Raw genomic sequence first — 17,292 nt, forward strand, 5'->3', positions numbered from 1 at the left:
CTCAGTCACCTCACTGGACCCGCGAAGGCATTGAGGCTTTTCCAAACCGGCTGCTGAGCCTGCCTCGTACCGCTCGGATCGGTTTGCAGGGCGCCAGCATCAACCACGGCACCACGTACCAGGGCCCACCAACCCGCCCATGCAGTGCTGCCCAACAGCGCCTGACCAGCGACACCCCGAAACCATCTGCCTCGACCGGTCGGGGGCGCCTAACCGGTGAGTGGTGTGTGGCCGAACATTGGCCACACACCAATCGATCCTGCTCACCTCACGAGCGGTAGTAGTACCTGTAGGCGAGAACCTTCCCGTTGGCGTCGGTCAGGTTAATCCGGACATGGTCGGCTCCGCCGGGGACGTCTGCGTCAAGGGAGATGTCCTGATCCGTGTAGTTGTCGCAGTGGGTGCTGGTGCTCCGTTCGTCCAGTGGGGTGGTGCCTGCCCACGCGATACCGTACGCACGCTTACACCCGTAGGCATTGAGCTCTCCGTCGAGGCTCACCGACCGGTTGTACCAGGTGATTTGGCCGGCATACCAGCTGTCGCCTGATTGGACGGTGAACTGGGTGGTGGGGTAGGTGGTCGTGGCGGCGGTGGCGGCTGGCGCCCCTGCGAGAACCGGCACGGCTGCCGCCGCGAATGCGGCCACGATCGCGCTGACTTTCCTTAGCAAGGCTGCTCCCCCAGTTACTTGAGTGGTGCTGTATCGGCCAGCGACACGGTAGTCGTCCCTCGGCGCGGCGACGAGGCCACCGCGGTCGATTGACGGCCGATCTTGCGGACAGGATCCAAGCCGCCGCCAGCCGAATGCACCATCAATGATCGGCGCTGGCCACTCGAGAAGGAGGGTGAATGACTTCAGCCAGAGCCGAGCGGCTCAGCCTCACCGCAGTCGTCATCCGGCTCCGCACTCGTCGGGCTGATCGCCTTCTCGATCGCCTTCTGTCGTGGGGGCTTCTCCTTAGCCATCCCGGCAGCAGCACGAGCCAATTGAGCCTGCAGCTCGTCGAACGCCGCCGAGCCTGACAGCTCTCGCAATCTGCGACTTCTGCTCATGCATCATGAACGCCCCACCGCGTCGCCCGTAACTGCGATTCCGCCGAATGGAGCACGTCGTGAACGACGCCACGCTTCCCGCCTCCACGGTCTGCCGTAGCGCCCTGTACGCCGACGAACTCGGCCGCCAGGCCTGCCGCCCCTGCACCGACCGCACCGACCGCACCGACCGAGACTGCTCGCCCTCGCCGGGCCCGACAGCCTGTACGCCAGTCTCAGCGGCCGGCTCATGCCCGGCAGCGGGAACCGGCGGGCCGAGCGTCTCCGGCAGACGCACAGCGCCGCTCGCGCCCCGGCTGGAGCTCCTGTCGCTCATGGCCCGCGGGGGCGTCGTGACGATCCTGCAGACGTGGCTGATCTATTGGCATGAGCTCCTCGGCTTCACGTACCCCCGATGGCAGGGCGAGCGCCCGCCCCGCCGTGTCCCCGTCGCCTGCCCCTGCGGCCAGGCCCTCCGCGTCACCCTCGACAGTCCCTGGGCCCGGTGCAGCGGCTGTGGCACCCAGTACGGGCACAGCGAGTTGATGGTGCTGCCGCTCGCAGAACGGAGGACGGCGGCGGCCTAGCGGATCTCGGCTACTCTGGCGCATCGTCACAGCAGCCTTGGGGGGCCCATGAGTTACAAGCCACCAACGATTCATTTTGAACGGCACACTCCAGCGGGAGGGCGAACGACGGTTCGGTTCAACATCGAAAAAGTTGCTGCCGGTCTCGGACTCGCCAGCGGCGTCATCGCCGCAGTGGTTTCCGCTATCGTCTCGATCAAAGACTCGAGCCGCACGAAGACCGAACCGCTGCCCACATGGTTCATCACCGTTGTTGTCATCGCCGGCGTTACGACGGTCCTGGCTGCAGTCACAGCAGTCATCGTCAGAGAGCGCCGACGAGCAGCCATCAAACGTGATGAGCAGGAGCGGCTCGACAACGCCGCTGACCGACTCCGTGAACGCATGGAGTTGCCTGCCCTAGTCCACTTCAACCAGGCGCTTCTCGAGAAGTACCACGGAATCGCAACCAGGCAGGCAAACAAGTCGTTCGTCAGCAGCCTCACAGCGATGGCAATTGGGCTCGTCGCGCTTGTTGCCGCCTTCGTTGCGTCGATGCACTACAACAGCCAGGGGGAGAGGATCTTCATCGGCTCTCTGGCGGCCCTCTCGACAGTCTTCGTGGGTTACATCAGCAAGACATTCCTTGCTGTCTACGACCGTTCCATCCAGCAGCTGAATCAGTACTTCAACCAGCCAGTGCTGAACGGTTACTTCCTGACAGCTGAGCGCATCACCGAACGGCTCGAAGGTCCCGCCAAGGATGACCTCACAGCGCAGATCGTCCTCGATGTACTCGAGACCGGAAAGCAGATGCATCAGGTGAACGGGTCGAAGCAGAGCGGCGCACCGAAGACGCTCCCCAAGATCGGGCAGCAGCGAAGTGAACCGGCTCCACAGTAGATATCGCAGCGGGGGCGCGGCGCGAAGCGGGCCTAACCCGCGGGCAGCATGATGAAGGCCCCGCCCCCGAATCACGGGAGGCGGGCCTGCATCGGGATGTGGTTGTAGAGGGTGCCCGGGGAGACGTGTTCGCCGGGTTGGCAGTGGCGGCGCCCGAACCGCGTGTTACAGCTACTCCGAGGTACAGGAATAGCTCCGGAAGTTCGGGTAGCCCAGGATGAAGAGCTTCTGCGACGAGTTGAGGACGTAGGGGATGGTCTTGCCGGTGTCCTCGAAGCCGAGTCGCCGGTAGAAGGCCAGCGCCCGCTCGTTGCTCTCGTGCACGCCCAGCGTCAACCAGCGTGCGCTGGCGTGGACTTGGGCGTAGCCGATGGCCGTGTGCATCAGGTCGGCGGCGGGGCCGGACGGGCCGCGGCGCCTCGGGGAGATGTCGACCGAGTGGATCTGCACATGGTCGGGGACGTACGGGATGGGTCCGACGCCGGCGAGCCCGATCCAGGTGCCGGCTTCGTCGCAGGCGATGAAGGCGGCGCACTCCACGGAGGTCGCCTCGATGGCGGCCTGCTGCTGCCAGAACTTGTCGGGGCGGGCTGCGGTGTCGGCGTGGGAGGAGCTGAAGGCTGTGGGTGAGTCGCGTAGCGACTCAAGCCTGATCGTGCGTAGTTCACGCCATTCGGTGCCGGCTACCCGGCGTATGCAGTAGTGCATAGGTTCAAGTCTTCTCTGAGTCGTGGGGTGCGCTTGACGCCAGGGGCTTCTTATTGGGCTGGGCGGCCGCAGCGGCGGCGGTAGTAGGCATAGGTCAGGGCCAGCACCAGCGGGCCCCAGAGGGAGAACAGGCGCTGACGGTCACGGCGAGCGCTTTCCACCAGCCGTTGTCGTACGGGACGTCCGTGAGCCCGGCAAGGCTGAAGGTGGTGAGGACCCAGTCGACGGTCAGCGCGGTGAGGAGCAGGCCCGCGATCGTGGCGGGGGCGAGCACTGCGGCGGGCCGGATGCGCCGACCCCGCGGCACGGGGACCCAGTCCGGTACGACCTCACCGGAGCGGCGGACGAGGCAGGAGCAGAGCAACGCGAAGGTCTCGGAGAGGGCGAGTGTGCCGACGTAGGCCACGCCGACCCACAGCGGAACCTCCATCCGAGGCATATCCATGCCCATCAGGAACCCGAAACCGATGGGGAGGCGCCAGAGGCACACCGGGAGGCCGATCCAGGGGATCGCGCGCGCGATGCGCTCGGCCCAGCGGGGGACGGGGTGTTCGGTGGCCCCGGTCGGACGGGTTCGTTGTCTTGATCGCCATGCGGCCAGCATCCTCGGGTGGCGCTGAGCGGGGATCGCACCCGGGGATGATCCAACTCTCCCGTACGGGGGTGGAATTGACGACCCGGTCGTCTTCGGGGAGGACGCCGACACCTCCAGCCGCCTCCACCCGGGATGGCCACCGCAGACCGCGAACCGTGGATGGCGGACTACTTCTGGCCGCCGTCGAACCATCATCCGCCCCGGCCCGGTGCCCCGCCCAGCAGAAACGGACTCCGCGCCCGCCCTGATCTCTCCAGCGTTGAGTGAGCAGATCAGTCGAGAGGAAAGCGGCGATGACCGTTCGGCCCCGCCACCGCGAGCGACGGGGGTCCGGACCTCATGGGCGGCGCCCTCGTCCCAGGGTCAGTACAGTCACGGCATCGCCGCAGCCACCACGCAGCTCCACTGCAGCCTGTCCGCAGATCTGCTGCTCCCACGCGATTCGGAAAAGACCCGTCCATGACCCTGCACACTCCCATCGCCTCTGACCTGCGGCGATGGGTCACCGATGACCTGCCTGGAACGGAGCACAACGTCGCGGATGTGTCCTGGCCCCGCGGCAGCTTCAGGGTCTGCCAAGTGGCCGCAGGCGAGGACGTGGCCTTCGTCAAGCTCAGCCCGAGCGCGCAGGACTACGAGTGGGAGATCCACGGATACGACTACGTGGCGCGTACGCTCGCCCCTCACGAGACGCCCCGCCTCCTCGCATCGGACCCTGCAGTGAGGTCAGGTTCCGGTCAGCTCGGTCGGTGGCGGAGCAGGGTGGCCCGTAGCTCGTTCTCGGTGATCTGCTCGGCGAGGCAGTGGAGCGTCCAGCGGTGGGCCTCGCCGTCCATGGACAGCACCTCGACTACGGTCTTCAGCGGTGGGTGGCCGACTTCACCACAGGCGAGTTGGCGGATTATGACGGCGGTGTCGTCGTCCAGGCCGAGCAGGGCGCGTACGGCATCCTTCAGTTCGCGGAGGTGCGGGCTCGGCCAGGCAATTCCTGGGCGCGGTTCCAGGTACATGGGGGCACTCCTTGGTTCCGGAATGGGGTGCGGGCGGCGCAGGTAGCGCCTATGAGGTCGACGGTCTGTTCGGCGGGGAAGCCGATGTCTCAAGCGTTGCGACTGCCTCGCCTCTCGACGGTGCCGGTGTGGGCGGGCGGCCTGTGCAGTAGCCGCGGCACGGCTGGGAGTGTCGGTGCCGGTCGGCGGGACGTAGACGGGTGCGCCCCGCTGGCCTGTCTGTCCGCGTACGGCATACACACCGCTGTCCGCCTGCGGCTCGCGCAGCGTGGCAGGCAGTGGTCGGTCAGGCCGAGCACGGGGGTTCGGCAAGCAGGAGGGCGTGCAGTGCCTGGGCCGACACGGAGTCCTGCCAACGGGTGAGCTCCCGTATGGTCGCCCTGCGCTGCCGTTCACTTCTGCCGTGGTAGCCCGTGTGGCGGTGTGTGGCTTTGCCGGTCCCGCCGCACCTCGAACCAGGATTCAGGCACCTCGAGCGGCTTCGTGGCGGCGGTTCAGTCTTGTGGTGTGCGGGCGGTGGTCCAGTTGGGTGTCCTGGCGGGCGGTCGGGCTGCGCGGCGTTGTCTGGTCATGGTCAGCTGCCAGACGGCGAGGAGCAGCAGCGTCCCGGTTTCGGCGAGGAGGCTGAGGAGGGCTTGTGGCTCGGGCTGCAGACCGTGCTCGGTGAATCCGAACACTCCCACGGTGCGCGAAGCAGTGAAGCCGCCGAGCGCGCCGAGCGCGACGCCTGCCGAGGCGGTCCTCAGCAGCAGGGGCGGTGTCCCGATCAGCAGCAGGGCGGTGCAGGCGAAGGAGGTGCTGGCCTGGAGCAGGAACAGGGGGCCGATGATGCGGATGAAGCGGTATCCGTCGATGTAGAGCTGGGCGTGAATGTATCCGCTGGCGGCGAGCGTCGCGGCGGTCATCGACCGCAGGGTGGGGGCGAGGAGTCTGTGGGTGTTCATACCAGCCTCTGTTCCTTGATGGCCAGTTCGCGGTCACCTTGGTGGTAGCCAACGCTGCGGATGCCGAGTGCTTCTTTGAGCTGCCGGGCGGGGACGACCTGCGGGGTCGGGGCAGAGGCGCGGCCCGGTTTGGGCAGGGGGTAGGCGGTGGTAGTGGCGGAGTGGAAGGTGATGTTGCCCTCTGTCTTGGTGAACAACTGGTGGACGTGCCCGTTGAGACAGGTGACGGAGGAGAAGCGGCGCAGCAGGGCGATGACCTTGAGGGCGTCGTCGGTGCTCCAGCCCCACTTCGGGTACATGGCGAACAGCGGGATGTGGCTGAAGACCACGATGGGGGTGTCCGAAGACAGTCCGGCGATGTCCTTGCGAACGAAGTCGATCTGGTCGGTGCCGAGATGGCCGAGCTTCTCCAGGCTCAGGGTGTTGACCAGGGCGATGAAGTGCACGCCGTGGGTGTCGAAGCTGTACCAGCCGTCGCCGAGCGTGCCCATGCCGAAGGTCCGCCGGTAGGCGCGGCCTGCATCGCCGATGGAATCGTGCTCGCCCGGCACGGTGAAGACGCGGTCCGTCTTCATTCCGGCCATCATCTGCTTGACCTGGTCGAACTGCCCGGCCGTGGACAGGTGGGTCAGGTCACCGCTGTGCATGACGAAGTCAGGTCTGAATCCGAGCGAGTTGACCTGCTTGATCGCTTCCGCGAAGGAGCCGACCACATCCGTGTTCGCCGGGCCCTGGAACCCGATATGGCTGTCGGAGACCTGCACGAACCGCAGCGCGCCGCTTCCCGCTGCGGCGGTCCCGGTGTTGGTGTCCAGGGAGCCGGCGATGTGGCTTATCACCTCTCCACTGGCCACGGTCAGGACCACCGCGCCGCCGAACCATCCTGCGTGCCGGAGGAGTTGACGTCGAGTCATACCGTGTTCGGTATCGGGCCGACCGGCGTCGTCGGCCGGCGCTCCGTCGTGACTGTCGTAGTAGTCGGTCATCGGGTCACCTCCACAGTGGCGGTCATGAACGGATGGATGGTGCAGAGGTAGGCATAGGTGCCCGGCTTGGTGAACGTGTAGCTGTAGGTGGCATGGGGGGCCAGGGCGGCCGAATGCAATGGGCCGCCCGATCCGGCGCTGGTGACGGTGTGGGCGTCGGTGTCCTGATCGGTCCACGTCACCTTCGTGCCCACTCTGACTTTCAGCGTGGCCGGGGAGAATGCGAAGGTCTTGATCGTCACCGCGTCCCCGGTCACCGGCGCGGCCGGGGCGGACGTGCTCGAGGCACTCATGGGCATGCTCATTGCGGGCATCGGCGAGGCACTGGGAGCGGAGCCGGTTCCTGGCTCCATGGCCCCGGGCGTCCCTGCCGTCTGGTGCTGCCCCGGACCGGGTGTGATGGCGCCGGCTGCGCTGTCCGAGGAATGCGACGACTGGCCGCACGAGCTGAGGAGCCCCACCGCGCCGGCAGTGGCGATGGTGGCGACAGCCAGCCCGGCCGCAGCACGTGATCGGCGGCTTGGTGTGCGGAAGTTCAGGTACATGGTGTCCGTTCCTTACTGATCAGGCGGAGACGGGAACTGCGCCGGCTCGGCGCACGTAGCCGCAGGAATATGTGGTGGATGCCGCGTTCATGGGCGCGTGCCCCTCAGGGACCCGGCGAACGAGCATGGGTGCCGCCCCGGGGCGGCGGCTCGCCTCGACGTGCCCTGCGCTGCACGTCCGCCCCTGCGCGCCACGAAGGTGCGCGCGACATGCGGCAGTTCGCGCTGTGGGGAGCCGCGTGTGACTCGAGGCAGGTTGGCAGTGCCCGTACGGGTGGTGCGCACACCGGGCAGGGCGGAGTTCTGTCCCGGTGGTTGCGCGGCCCTCGATCACTGTGCATGCAGAGACATCGCCATGGTGCGCGCCGGCCACAGGCGGAAACTGCACGGTGGCGCCTACTTGGATGCACGGGGGCGGGGTGAGCTCGGCCGGCACCAGGAGCGGGTCCGTCGCGTGGTCCATCTCGGTCATCTCCGATCCATCCTGTGTCGCGTGGGGAATCGATGAGGCCCTGCGCGCGAGTCGGCTCTTGTCCGGCTCCACGGATGGCGGGAGTCCCACGGTTCGGCAGATATGCACTTTTTGTGAGACCTCTTGACATCGCCGCAGATCAGTCGCCCTCCCAGCCGTAGCGCACGCTTGGCTCTCTTGGCGCCACAGGGCCCGGCAGGGGCGCATCGCCCGCAATACACACAGCGTCACCCGCACTGCGCCGTGCGTTACGGGACAAAGCGTTACATTTGCGCGATGATCGGTTTATGGTCTGGAGTTCCCGAAAGCGTGGTGGTCCAAGGACCGATCCGAATCGCTCCGCGCGCCGTGTAACTGGTAAAGGGGCGCTTTCGACCGCAGATGAGGAACTGCTGCGCACCCTGTACGCGGAGCACGCAGGAGCCCTGTTCCACTACGTGCTGCGTCTGACCTCGGGAGATTGGCAATGGGCAGAGGATGTGGTGCAGGAGACGCTGCTGCGAGCGTGGCAGCATCCCGCCGCGTTCGACCCCGCACGCGGCCCGGCCCGGGCTTGGCTGTGTACGGTCGCCCGGCACCTGGTCATCGACGCCCACCGGGCCCGGCAGGCCAGACCGGCCGAGGTCGGCGGCGAGGCCCTTCAGCGGGCCGCCGAGCAGACGCCGGGCGAGGACCAGATCGAGCAGGCGCTGCAGAGCTGGGCGGTCGCCGACGCCGTCCGGTCACTGTCCCCGGACCACCGCGCCGTCCTGCTGGAGACCTACTACCGGGGCCGGACCATGGCGGAGGCCGCACAGGTGCTGGGCATCCCGCTGGGCACCGTGAAGTCGCGGACGCACTACGCCCTGCACACCCTGCGACTGGCACTGCAGGAACGGGGCATCGAGCCATGACCGTGGCGGGCAGGAGGTGGCGACCATGAGTGCCGAGCACGACGCCCTCCGGCTGGCGCTCGGGGGATACGTCCTGGGCACGCTGCCCTCGGCGGAAATGGAGCAGGTGCGCATCCACCTCGCGGAATGCGCCGAATGCCGGGCCGAACACACCCGGCTGGCGGGATTGCCTGCACTGCTTGCGACGGTGACCGAAGCCGAAGCCTCAGGCCAGACAGTGCCGACGGCCGACGAGGACCTGGCCGACCGGCTGGTGGCACGGGCAGCCGAAAGCGCGCAGGGCACCCTGCCCGAACGACCCGCCGCTCCCGCAGTGCCGAAGGCGTCGGCAGGGGGTGTGCTGGAGAGGCTCCTCCAGCAGGCCGCGACCCGGCGACGCAGGACCTGGCGTCTGCAACTGGCCGGCGCGGCCGCCTCACTCACGCTGATCGCGGCAGCGGCCGGCGGCACGTGGCTGGCGGCCATGGGATCCGTGAGCAGTCAGGCGACCCCGCCTGGGCCGACCGCACCGGCTGCCTGGCGCACCTTCTCCGGAAGCGATCCCACCACCGGCGTCTCCGCCTCGGTGAAGGTCTCGCCCTCTGCCTGGGGCAGTGTCCTGCAGGTCTCCGCCCAAGGGGCACCCCCCGGAATCACCTGCCGGCTGCAGGCGGTCGGACCCGGCGGAGTCAGGACGGACGGCGCTACCTGGCGGGCAGGCGAGTATTCTCCCGACACCACGATCCCAGGCGCGGTTGCCATGTCCCCGGGAGACATCGACCACTTCGAGATCCTCGCAGACAACGGTCAGAAGATGGTCACAATCCGGGCGTGAGGCGAGGCCGGGGACGTCATGCCACTCTGGGGTCTGACCGCCCAGTGACATGACGACAGCAGTCGGGGGCGAGCGCACGGCGGCACGAGAGGCCAAAGGGTGCACGACCAGCGGGTCGAGGGGCGGCCGCAAGCGGTCGTCGCCCTGGCCGCTGTGGTGCCACACGTCGCCCGGCCCGGTCAGATGCTGCGGCTGCCTCGCCCCACAGCCTGTCATCGTGGGACTGCGTCGGCGCCGGGCAGTTCTGCGGCTCGTTCGTGGGGCTCTTGCCCGCTCCCGTCACGCGGCTTCCGGCAGTGGCTGGCCGGTCACCCCCGCGCCGGATCTCCTCGGGTGCCGGTCGCGAACATGGGTGGGCACGACTGTGCAGGACCCAGGGCATGCACCTCAACCTCCGCCGGGAGGAGGCCAAATCCAGCACCCGGGTCCATTTCTCACGGCGCGCCGACGGGGCGTGTACGCCCTCTCCGGGTGGCCGGTGGTGCCACCCTGGCCTCAGCAAGGGGCCCGGCCGAAGTGATCCCCGCCCCGCCCGCAAGCAGAGATGCGCGATTCACCAAACGGCCGACGACCTCAACTCGCCTCTTCCTTGGAAGTGCGTGCAGCACGGAGATGACGATCAAGGATGTCTGCACGCCGAGGGCCGCGACCGAGCCGAGACGCGGGCAGGGACGCACGTCCGGCCCTGCGGCGCTTCGATCCCGCAGAGCCGTTCGGAAGACCACGGGCGAGAAAACGAGCTACCGGTGCCCGGTTCGACCGAGTACGGCATCGAGCCCGGGCAGAGGCAAGTGAGCCCAGCCGGCCCGCGGACATGACGTCACCCGCAAGAAGTCGAGTAAAAGGGGCGAACAACTCGAACCGTTCGGCATGCGTCGCCCGTGGAACTGAATGAGCACGGCCCTTCAGAAGCCGGCGCACTGACAGCCCCCGAAGTAGTTGGTGGTCTCCCCCGTTCCGCTCTCCGCACATCCACAGAAGAGCCAGAAGACCATGTTTGTGACCGATTCCCCCAGCCCGAGTTCACTGCTCGGCCAGCCCTGCCGCCACGAGGCGCTGCTCACCCTGCCCGCGCAGGAGGCACACGTCTCCGCCGCTCGTCACTTCGCGGCCGATCTGCTGGAGACATGGAGCGTGCCCGCAAGTGAGCGGGACTCCGCCGTTCTCATCGTCGACGAACTCGCCGCCAACGCCGCCCAGTACGGCCGCGAGCGCATGACCCTGCTGCTCGTCCTCGACGACGGCACTCTGCATATTGTGGTCGCCGACTCCGGCATGGCGTTGGAGCGGCATCGCCCCGACATCGCCCCCGACGAACACGGCCGCGGTACCGGCATCGTCCAGCACCTTGCCCAGTCGACCGAGGTCCACCAGACACGCAGCGGCCGCGAAGTCCACGCCTGCCTCAGGTGCGCGCCATGACCGGGCCGGTCGCTCCGCACGCACTACGGTCCCTTGCCAAGGTCGACACCGCCGCACAGCGACACGTCACTGGGATTGGCTGCGGCGCCGGGTCACCCGACGGCGCCGCCGAGTGGGCCTTGGCGCCCCACAAGCCGTTCCCCGTCGACGGCTGGCCGAGCCCGGCCCGGCTGCCCATGCGGTCCGCGGCACACCCACCGGCCCTCGATCACGACCCCGAGCAGGAGACCGCGCTGCGACGCCGGCCCGCGCCTACCGGCGGAGGTGTGAACATGCACGTCACCCCGAACAGCGGCGAGGCAATCAGCGCCCCGCCCCCGCACGAGGCGTACGCGAATGCGCCAGACCTACGCCGCGAGATGCACCAAGTGCTCGCTCTCGGAGCCGAACGCGACGGCCGCCGGGCAAGGCCCGTCACCGGCCCCCTGGCCGATGCGACAGCAGCCGAACGCGCCCGGCTGCTACGACGGGCGGCCCTCATGGACCGAATGGCCCTCGACGACCCCGGCCCCGGCCCGGTCGCAGCCGCCGCGGAAACCGCCGAGCAACTCGTCCTGCACGACCGTCGCCATCCCGATCTGGTTGCCGGCCCACACCACCCCGACGCGATCACGCTCTCCCCCAACCACCGCCTCTACGTCCGTCAGGAGTACGCCGCCTGGACGACTGCCGGGCGCCCCGGAACCTGAATCGACCCCGATCCGACAAGGAGAAGGACACATGACCCGCAAGGACATCGACACCCGGCGCGCCCCCTCGGCAGCCGGTCCACTCCACTCCCCTCGCCTCATATGCCCGACTGCCATGCGTGAACATCACGCCGGTCGGCGACAGGAACGGTCACGCCGGAGAAAGCCGATGAACGCACCATGGCCGAGCGCGAAGACCCACCGGCTGTTCCAGGTCCCCGAACGTGGTTGCTCCCAGGGGAAGCGGCTGGGCGTCCATCCGGCCCCAACACCCCCACACGCCCCGAGTGCCGGGCAGCCGGCGCCGGTGCCCATACAGGTCACAGGCGACGAACTGCCCCTCGCCGTAAGCCTGTTGCCGACCGATCTCCCCGTGGTTGCGGCGGCGGGCGACGAATTCGCTTGTGAGACCTGGCTGGACGACGCCGTGGGAATCTCCCGATGGCGCGGGCGGCGGGCACCGGCGAAACCGGCGTGCCAAGTGCGCCGGGAGACCTCCTCCCAGGCACACGTGCACAAGACCGCGGGAGCTCCCGCTCCCACCGCTGCCTCGCAGGAACACGCGGCACGGATCACCGAAGCAGATACGAGGACCGACATGTTCGAAGGGGTGGTGTGACGATGTTCCGCAATGCGCTGGAACCCTGGCACCTGCTGATCCTGGTCGCGGTGGTGATTTTGATCTTCGGCTCGAAGAAACTACCCGACACGGCCCGGGCGCTGGGCAAGTCCCTGCGGATCCTCAAGAGCGAGACCAAGGCCATGAAGGACGACGGCGCCTCGAACGAGCCACGCCCCGAGCCTGAGCCTGCACCGGGACCGGGACCGGGACCGCGGACGATCTCCGGCGCTCCCGGAGACACCTCCACCGACCGCACCGCGCCCACTGACAGCACGACCGGCCACTGAGTCCGAGTCCGATTCCTGCGCGCCCCCGGCTCGTCCCGGCACGAGACGCTGCCCGAATCCTCCCCAGCCGGCTCACCTCTCGCGCTGTCGATCCGACCGCGTCGTTGTCTGCGGTATCGGCCGGAGTCTTGGCCGAAGCAACGCTGTTTCCTGGCCCGAGCGCAGCGCCTCACAGTGGACGGTTCCGAAGACCTTCGTGGGCAACCCGCCCTCGGGCCGGGCAGGACAGAGCGGCTCGCCGTAAGTGGTGCCGACCGGGACCAACCTCCTCCTGGACACGCCACCGGCCGCAACCGTCGCCGTGCCGGGCTCGCGCCCCACCGGGTGACGTAGACGATCAAGTACTGACGCAGGGCCGGTCACCCCCGGTCCGCCGCACGAAATGAGGACGTGGCGTGCCTCAGTCAGTCCGCAACAAGGGCAGGGCCCCCGAGGGGCGGATGCCGCTCGCGGAGCACCTTCGTGAGCTCCGCAACCGGCTCGCCAAGGCCGTCCTCGCCATCCTGGTCGTCACGATCGCCGCGGCCTTCAACTACAAGGGCATCATCAACTTCTGCACCAGGCCGGTACTGGACTCGGTCGGGTGCCCCACGTCCTTCGCCGATCTGGCCAAGCAGACCGCGGACACCACCTGCGCGCGGATCACGATCAACGGCCTGCTCGCACCCTTCACCCTGGCGCTGAAGGTGTCCCTGATGGCTGGCGTCGTGCTGGCCTCGCCGGTATGGCTGTACCAGCTGTGGGCGTTCGTTGCCCCCGGCCTGCACAAGCACGAGCGCAAATATGCCTACGCGTTCGTCGGCGCGGGCGTCCCGCTGTTCTTCGGCGGCGCCTTCTTCGCCTATAGGGTGCTGCCCACGACCGCGAAGGTGTTGATCGGCTTCACCCCGCACGGGGTGGACAACCTGCTGCCACTGGACGATCTGCTCGACCTCGTCACCCGCATGGTGGTGGTCTTTGGTCTCTCCTTCGAGATGCCGCTGCTGCTGGTGATGCTGAACCTCACCGGAGTGCTGTCCGGCCGGCGGATGCTCGGCCGGTGGCGCGGCATGATCATGGGGATCGCGGTCTTTTCGGCTGTGGCGACGCCGAGCACGGACCCGCTGACCATGCTGGCGTTGGCCACGCCGATCTGGGTGCTCTACTTCTCCGCCGTTGTCTTTTCGCTTCTCCATGACCGGCGCACGGCCCGAGCAGAGGCCGCAGGACCCGGCGACGACGAAACCTCCGACCTCGACCTCACGCCCCAGGGCATCGGCGAAGCGGAACCGGTGTCCGCCAGCCAGGCCCCGCCCGCGCAGCAGGACGCCAACGACACTGCGCCAACGGGTAGGACGACGTGACCTGAGGCGCCTTCAGTAGGGCACCGAGGCGGCGGCGCCATCAGATTCGCCGACCCCACCCCGGGCCAACGCCAACGACGAACAGCGCTGTGGGCAGGTCGGACAACGCCTGGATCCGCACCTAACCGAGTGCCGACGGGAGCTCGGCTGGACGGCGTCCCCAGGCCGAAATCAGCGGCGCGAGTGTCAGGTCGAGTTTGCCCGCGTGGATGGCGGCCAGGTGCGCGTCGATCTCGGCGTCGTCGGCCAGGCCGGCCGCGAGCAGTTCGCCGCGCACGTGCCGGATGGTCGCCGCCTCCAGCCGGTCGCAGGCCAGCCCACCGACCGGGAAAACGCCCGCCGCGGCGACATCTACCAAGCCGGCCTCACGCAATGCCCGCGGCAGTGTCCGGCCGTAGCGCAGGTCCGCGCCGCGGCGCGTCAGCAGCTCCCGGACCGCGTCACGCAGCCGGTTGGCCCGCCGCTGCGCAGGGCCGCTGTCGTCCAGGCATGCCAGCGGCTGCAGAGCGGTATCGGCGTCCTCGACCAGCAGCCAGCCGCCGGGCCGAAGCGCTGCCGCCATCGTGGCCAACGCCCGTGCCCGGTCGGGTACATGGACCAGCACGAGCCGAGCGTGCACCAGATCGAACGTCCCCGGCTCCGGGGGCGGGTCAGCGGCGACGTCGTGCTGGCGCACCTCGTACCCGTCGCCTGTCTTCAGCCACGCCGGGTCGATGTCCGTGGCCAGCACGTGCCCGGTCGGACCCACGGCCGCCGCGAGCGCCTCCGGGATACCGGGGCCACCGGCCCCCACTTCCCAGCAGCGCGAGCCAGCCCCGACCCCGAGTCGATCGAAGTGCCCGCGTGTCACACCGTCGAACAGCTCGGCCAGCCAAACGAATCGCTCGCCCGCCTCGGCGCGCGCGTTGTCCAGCAGGTACCCGCGGGCGGGAGCGGACTCTCCACCGAGCGCGGTAGTTCCGTCTGTCGGATCCGGTCGGCCACCAACGTGCGGCGGGCGGGGCGAGGAGGTCATCACTACATGGTCAACCTCCCCAGGCCACCAGCGCCACGACGACGGTAGAGGGATATCTCACACAGCTAGGCCCTCTCGTTCGGATCTTGTCAGGCGCGCGACTCCCACAGCCTGACGGCCGGGAGGTGCCCCCAGGCAGTCCGGCGGCCGCGCAATGATCCGAAAGATGGGGCCTAGCCGTACCGCAAACACGATCTTCAGCAGACCGGCCCTACGTCCCGGCCTGCTGGTAGAGCGTCACCAAGAGGCCGTGCACCGGCTCGCCTTCCGAATCCTCCTCCGTCTCGTCGACCAGTCCGGCCAGCGCCTCGGCGAGCCGCGCTGCGTTGGCCGGGCTGAGCCGGAGGTGGCGCAGTGTCAGGAGGTGGTCGGCGGGTGAGCGGTCCAACTCCTGGGCGACGGCGCCGAGCAGCGCGGCCGTGCCCTCGGCCTGCGGTTCGGCGACGAGGAGTCGCTCGGCGGTCCGCCGGTAGTACTTCTCGGTGCCGCCGCGCACCCGTCGCGTTCCCGCGTCCTGGACCAGCCCCGCCTCGCACAGCACCCTGAGGTGGTGGGAGACGCTGCCCTTGTTCGCTCCCAGCTGCGCGGCGAGCCGACTGATCGTCGACGGCCGGCCGCTGAGCGCGAAGAGCAGGCGCTGGCGCATGGGGTGGGCGAGTGCGGTGTGCTGCAGAGGCGTGCTGATCCGCTGGACGCCCTCGTCTGGTTGGTGGCTCACCGGATCAAGCGTTAAGTATGTTTGACGCTTTGGCAAGCCGCTGGTCTACTCCCTCCCATGACCTCCACCACATCGCCACCCGCGTTGGACGCCGTCGCCGTCGTCGAGTCGATCGCCGACCTGGTGTGCGAGAACTACGTCTTCCCCGATGCCGCCCGGCAACTGGCCGCCCTGCTGCGGCGCCGGAGTGCCGATGGCTCCTACCAAGTCCCATCCGCCCAGGAGTTGGCCGAAGCGGTCACCGCGGACCTGCGGTCTGTCAACGGCGACCTGCACCTGGCCCTCAAGTACCACGCCGTGCCGGTGCCGCTCGAGCAGGGCGCGGCGGCACTCGCCGCGATGCGGAGGGAATTCGACGACTCCCTGAGCGGTGTTCCGCGCGTGGAGCTCCTCGACCACGGCGTCGCGGTCCTGGAGATCGCACCCAAGATGTTCCCACTGGACTGGGCGGCGCAGCCGCTGGCCGCAGCGCTCTCACTGGTGGCCCCCGCCCGCGCCCTCATCCTGGACCTGCGCCGCAACACCGGTGGCGACCCGGACACGGTCGCCTTCATATGCGGCTACCTGCTCGACGGCCGGACACACCTCAACACCATGCTCTCGCGGCAGGGGGAGGTGGCCGAGCAATCCTGGACGCCCCCGTTCGTACCGGGTGCCCGCTTCGGCGGCAGCAAGCCGCTCTACGTGCTGACAAGCGGAAACACCTTCTCCGCGGGCGAGGAACTCGCCTACGACCTACAGCAGCTCGGGCGTGCCCAGGTTGTCGGTGAGGCCACCCGGGGCGGCGCGCACCCGCGCGAGGGCTGGACGGTGCACCCGCACCTGGAGCTCAGCGTGCCCATCGCCCGGGCGGTCAACCCGGTCTCGGGCACCAACTGGGAGGGCACCGGAGTCCGGCCCGATGTGCTGTGCGACGCCGAGGCGGCGCTCGACTGCGTGCTGCCCCTGGCCGTGGCGCGCTTGACCTAGGTCCTTTCTCTTGCATTAGTGGGCGGACCAGATGAAGATGCCCGCGATGTGGAGTCCGGCCTGGAAGACGGTGGCGGTCTTCTCGTAGCGGGTGGACAGGCCGCGCCAGTTCTTCAGGCGGTTGATGCAGCGTTCGACGGTGTTGCGCTGCTTGTATGCCTCGCGGTCGAAGGCGGGCGGGCGGCCTCCGAGCCGGCCTTTGCGTTGGCGGTTGGCGATCTGGCCGACGGTCTGCGGGACCACGTCCGGATTCCGCGCCTGCGCAAGTACTCGCGGATGGCGCGTGACGAGTAGGCCCGGTCCGCCAGGACGACGAGGGGCCGGGTCCGCGGCCGTCCGACCGGCCTGGGAACGCGCAGGGCAGCTATGACGTGTCGAATGCGGGTGCGTCGCCGGCCTGGCTGAGGTCGATCCGCGCGGCCCGCCCGGACGGCGCTCCGATCTACGTCATCCTCGACAACCTATCCGCCCACAAGTGCGACACCATCCGGCACTGGGCGAAGAAGAAGCGCGTCGAACTCTGTTTCACCCCGACGTACGCGTCCTGGGCCAATCCGATCGAGGCCCACTTCGGACCACTGCGGCATTTCACCGTCGCCAACTCCAACTACCGCGACCACATGGTCAAGACCCGGGCCCTGCACGCCTGCTTGCGATGGCGCAACACCAACACCCGCCACCCCGACGTCCTGACCGCGCAACGTCGCGAGTGCGCTCGGATCCGCAACGAGAAGGGCCTCCGCTGGGGGCGGGCGTCCC

18 protein-coding genes and 2 pseudogenes are annotated in these 17,292 nt (G+C 68.6%); 10 read left to right on the forward strand and 10 right to left on the reverse strand.

The features are described 5' to 3' along the window. Positions 1-268: 268 nt before the first annotated feature. Positions 269-646 (reverse strand): hypothetical protein, encoded by a 378-nt coding sequence (locus tag ACWCP6_RS27680; protein ID WP_450935290.1) that lies wholly within the window; start codon positions 644-646, stop codon positions 269-271. Positions 647-1,112: 466 nt separating this feature from the next. Between ACWCP6_RS27680 and ACWCP6_RS27685 the strand changes: the two genes are divergently transcribed. After that, positions 1,113-1,619 carry a hypothetical protein gene (locus ACWCP6_RS27685; protein WP_450935291.1) on the forward strand — a complete coding sequence of 169 codons (507 nt, stop codon included), beginning with the start codon at positions 1,113-1,115 and terminating at the stop codon, positions 1,617-1,619. Between the two features lie 48 nt (positions 1,620-1,667). Further along, positions 1,668-2,501 (forward strand): TRADD-N-associated membrane domain-containing protein, encoded by an 834-nt coding sequence (locus tag ACWCP6_RS27690; protein WP_450935292.1) that lies wholly within the window; start codon positions 1,668-1,670, stop codon positions 2,499-2,501. A 171-nt stretch (positions 2,502-2,672) separates the two neighbouring features. Here the strand turns inward: ACWCP6_RS27690 and ACWCP6_RS27695 are convergent, their stop codons facing one another. The 6 genes from ACWCP6_RS27695 to ACWCP6_RS27720 all read right to left on the reverse strand — a co-directional run bounded on the left by ACWCP6_RS27695 (position 2,673) and on the right by ACWCP6_RS27720 (position 7,289). Beyond that, complete coding sequence (locus ACWCP6_RS27695) at positions 2,673-3,209, reverse strand: GNAT family N-acetyltransferase (protein WP_450935293.1); 537 nt, start codon at positions 3,207-3,209, stop codon at positions 2,673-2,675. Between the two features lie 94 nt (positions 3,210-3,303). Then, positions 3,304-3,639, reverse strand: a complete 336-nt coding sequence (locus tag ACWCP6_RS27700; RefSeq protein ID WP_450935294.1) for a hypothetical protein — start codon at positions 3,637-3,639, stop codon at positions 3,304-3,306. Positions 3,640-4,541: 902 nt separating this feature from the next. Next, positions 4,542-4,814 (reverse strand): hypothetical protein, encoded by a 273-nt coding sequence (locus tag ACWCP6_RS27705; protein WP_450935295.1) that lies wholly within the window; start codon positions 4,812-4,814, stop codon positions 4,542-4,544. A gap of 494 nt (positions 4,815-5,308) precedes the next feature. Then, complete coding sequence (locus ACWCP6_RS27710) at positions 5,309-5,758, reverse strand: hypothetical protein (RefSeq protein WP_450935296.1); 450 nt, start codon at positions 5,756-5,758, stop codon at positions 5,309-5,311. Beyond that, positions 5,755-6,744: a metallophosphoesterase family protein gene (locus ACWCP6_RS27715; RefSeq protein ID WP_450935297.1), complete on the reverse strand. Its 990-nt coding sequence runs from the start codon at positions 6,742-6,744 to the stop codon at positions 5,755-5,757. Before ACWCP6_RS27715 ends, ACWCP6_RS27710 begins: the two co-directional genes overlap by 4 nt. Further along, positions 6,741-7,289 (reverse strand): plastocyanin/azurin family copper-binding protein, encoded by a 549-nt coding sequence (locus ACWCP6_RS27720; protein WP_450935298.1) that lies wholly within the window; start codon positions 7,287-7,289, stop codon positions 6,741-6,743. Before ACWCP6_RS27720 ends, ACWCP6_RS27715 begins: the two co-directional genes overlap by 4 nt. A gap of 759 nt (positions 7,290-8,048) precedes the next feature. Here ACWCP6_RS27720 and ACWCP6_RS27725 point away from each other — a divergent pair. From ACWCP6_RS27725 to tatC, 6 genes are all read left to right on the forward strand, one after another. Beyond that, positions 8,049-8,654, forward strand: a complete 606-nt coding sequence (locus ACWCP6_RS27725) for a sigma-70 family RNA polymerase sigma factor (RefSeq protein ID WP_450935299.1) — start codon at positions 8,049-8,051, stop codon at positions 8,652-8,654. 25 nt (positions 8,655-8,679) lie between these two features. Next, the gene (locus tag ACWCP6_RS27730; RefSeq protein ID WP_450935300.1) at positions 8,680-9,468 is read left to right on the forward strand and encodes a zf-HC2 domain-containing protein; all 789 of its coding nucleotides are present in this window, start codon (positions 8,680-8,682) and stop codon (positions 9,466-9,468) included. A gap of 999 nt (positions 9,469-10,467) precedes the next feature. Next, positions 10,468-10,890, forward strand: coding sequence for an ATP-binding protein (locus ACWCP6_RS27735; RefSeq protein WP_450935301.1), 423 nt, complete (start codon positions 10,468-10,470; stop codon positions 10,888-10,890). 272 nt (positions 10,891-11,162) lie between these two features. Next, the gene (locus tag ACWCP6_RS27740; protein WP_450935302.1) at positions 11,163-11,579 is read left to right on the forward strand and encodes a hypothetical protein; all 417 of its coding nucleotides are present in this window, start codon (positions 11,163-11,165) and stop codon (positions 11,577-11,579) included. Between the two features lie 621 nt (positions 11,580-12,200). After that, a complete protein-coding gene (gene tatA, locus ACWCP6_RS27745) occupies positions 12,201-12,488 on the forward strand; it encodes a Sec-independent protein translocase subunit TatA (protein ID WP_450935303.1) in 288 nt (95 codons plus the stop codon). 440 nt (positions 12,489-12,928) lie between these two features. Continuing rightward, a complete protein-coding gene (tatC, locus tag ACWCP6_RS27750) occupies positions 12,929-13,831 on the forward strand; it encodes a twin-arginine translocase subunit TatC (RefSeq protein WP_450935351.1) in 903 nt (300 codons plus the stop codon). A 121-nt stretch (positions 13,832-13,952) separates the two neighbouring features. Here tatC and ACWCP6_RS27755 read toward each other — a convergent pair whose 3' ends face one another. Next, positions 13,953-14,846 carry a methyltransferase domain-containing protein gene (locus ACWCP6_RS27755; RefSeq protein ID WP_450935304.1) on the reverse strand — a complete coding sequence of 298 codons (894 nt, stop codon included), beginning with the start codon at positions 14,844-14,846 and terminating at the stop codon, positions 13,953-13,955. A 211-nt stretch (positions 14,847-15,057) separates the two neighbouring features. Beyond that, the gene (locus ACWCP6_RS27760; RefSeq protein WP_450935305.1) at positions 15,058-15,564 is read right to left on the reverse strand and encodes an ArsR/SmtB family transcription factor; all 507 of its coding nucleotides are present in this window, start codon (positions 15,562-15,564) and stop codon (positions 15,058-15,060) included. A 57-nt stretch (positions 15,565-15,621) separates the two neighbouring features. Between ACWCP6_RS27760 and ACWCP6_RS27765 the strand changes: the two genes are divergently transcribed. Continuing rightward, complete coding sequence (locus ACWCP6_RS27765) at positions 15,622-16,533, forward strand: S41 family peptidase (RefSeq protein ID WP_450935306.1); 912 nt, start codon at positions 15,622-15,624, stop codon at positions 16,531-16,533. Positions 16,534-16,548: 15 nt separating this feature from the next. Here the strand turns inward: ACWCP6_RS27765 and ACWCP6_RS27770 are convergent. Beyond that, positions 16,549-16,904: pseudogene (locus tag ACWCP6_RS27770) on the reverse strand (transposase); the annotation flags it as partial. Between the two features lie 24 nt (positions 16,905-16,928). On the opposite strand from ACWCP6_RS27770, the pseudogene ACWCP6_RS27775 reads away from it, so the two are divergent. Beyond that, positions 16,929-17,282, forward strand: a pseudogene (locus ACWCP6_RS27775) (transposase); the annotation flags it as partial. Positions 17,283-17,292: the final 10 nt, after the last annotated feature.

Source organism: Streptomyces sp. NPDC002004, from assembly GCF_053593975.1.

Excerpts from the sequence above, each read along its gene's own strand:
- ACWCP6_RS27695 (WP_450935293.1), bottom strand. The coding sequence starts at position 3,209 with ATGCACTACTGCATACGCCGGGTAGCCGGCACCGAATGGCGTGAACTA.
- ACWCP6_RS27725 (WP_450935299.1), top strand. The coding sequence starts at position 8,049 with ATGGTCTGGAGTTCCCGAAAGCGTGGTGGTCCAAGGACCGATCCGAAT.
- tatA (WP_450935303.1), top strand. The coding sequence starts at position 12,201 with ATGTTCCGCAATGCGCTGGAACCCTGGCACCTGCTGATCCTGGTCGCG.
- ACWCP6_RS27710 (WP_450935296.1), bottom strand. The coding sequence starts at position 5,758 with ATGAACACCCACAGACTCCTCGCCCCCACCCTGCGGTCGATGACCGCC.
- ACWCP6_RS27720 (WP_450935298.1), bottom strand. The coding sequence starts at position 7,289 with ATGTACCTGAACTTCCGCACACCAAGCCGCCGATCACGTGCTGCGGCC.
- ACWCP6_RS27765 (WP_450935306.1), top strand. The coding sequence starts at position 15,622 with ATGACCTCCACCACATCGCCACCCGCGTTGGACGCCGTCGCCGTCGTC.
- ACWCP6_RS27705 (WP_450935295.1), bottom strand. The coding sequence starts at position 4,814 with ATGTACCTGGAACCGCGCCCAGGAATTGCCTGGCCGAGCCCGCACCTC.
- ACWCP6_RS27690 (WP_450935292.1), top strand. The coding sequence starts at position 1,668 with ATGAGTTACAAGCCACCAACGATTCATTTTGAACGGCACACTCCAGCG.
- ACWCP6_RS27715 (WP_450935297.1), bottom strand. The coding sequence starts at position 6,744 with ATGACCGACTACTACGACAGTCACGACGGAGCGCCGGCCGACGACGCC.
- ACWCP6_RS27700 (WP_450935294.1), bottom strand. The coding sequence starts at position 3,639 with ATGGAGGTTCCGCTGTGGGTCGGCGTGGCCTACGTCGGCACACTCGCC.
- ACWCP6_RS27755 (WP_450935304.1), bottom strand. The coding sequence starts at position 14,846 with ATGACCTCCTCGCCCCGCCCGCCGCACGTTGGTGGCCGACCGGATCCG.
- ACWCP6_RS27740 (WP_450935302.1), top strand. The coding sequence starts at position 11,163 with ATGCACGTCACCCCGAACAGCGGCGAGGCAATCAGCGCCCCGCCCCCG.
- tatC (WP_450935351.1), top strand. The coding sequence starts at position 12,929 with ATGCCGCTCGCGGAGCACCTTCGTGAGCTCCGCAACCGGCTCGCCAAG.
- ACWCP6_RS27730 (WP_450935300.1), top strand. The coding sequence starts at position 8,680 with ATGAGTGCCGAGCACGACGCCCTCCGGCTGGCGCTCGGGGGATACGTC.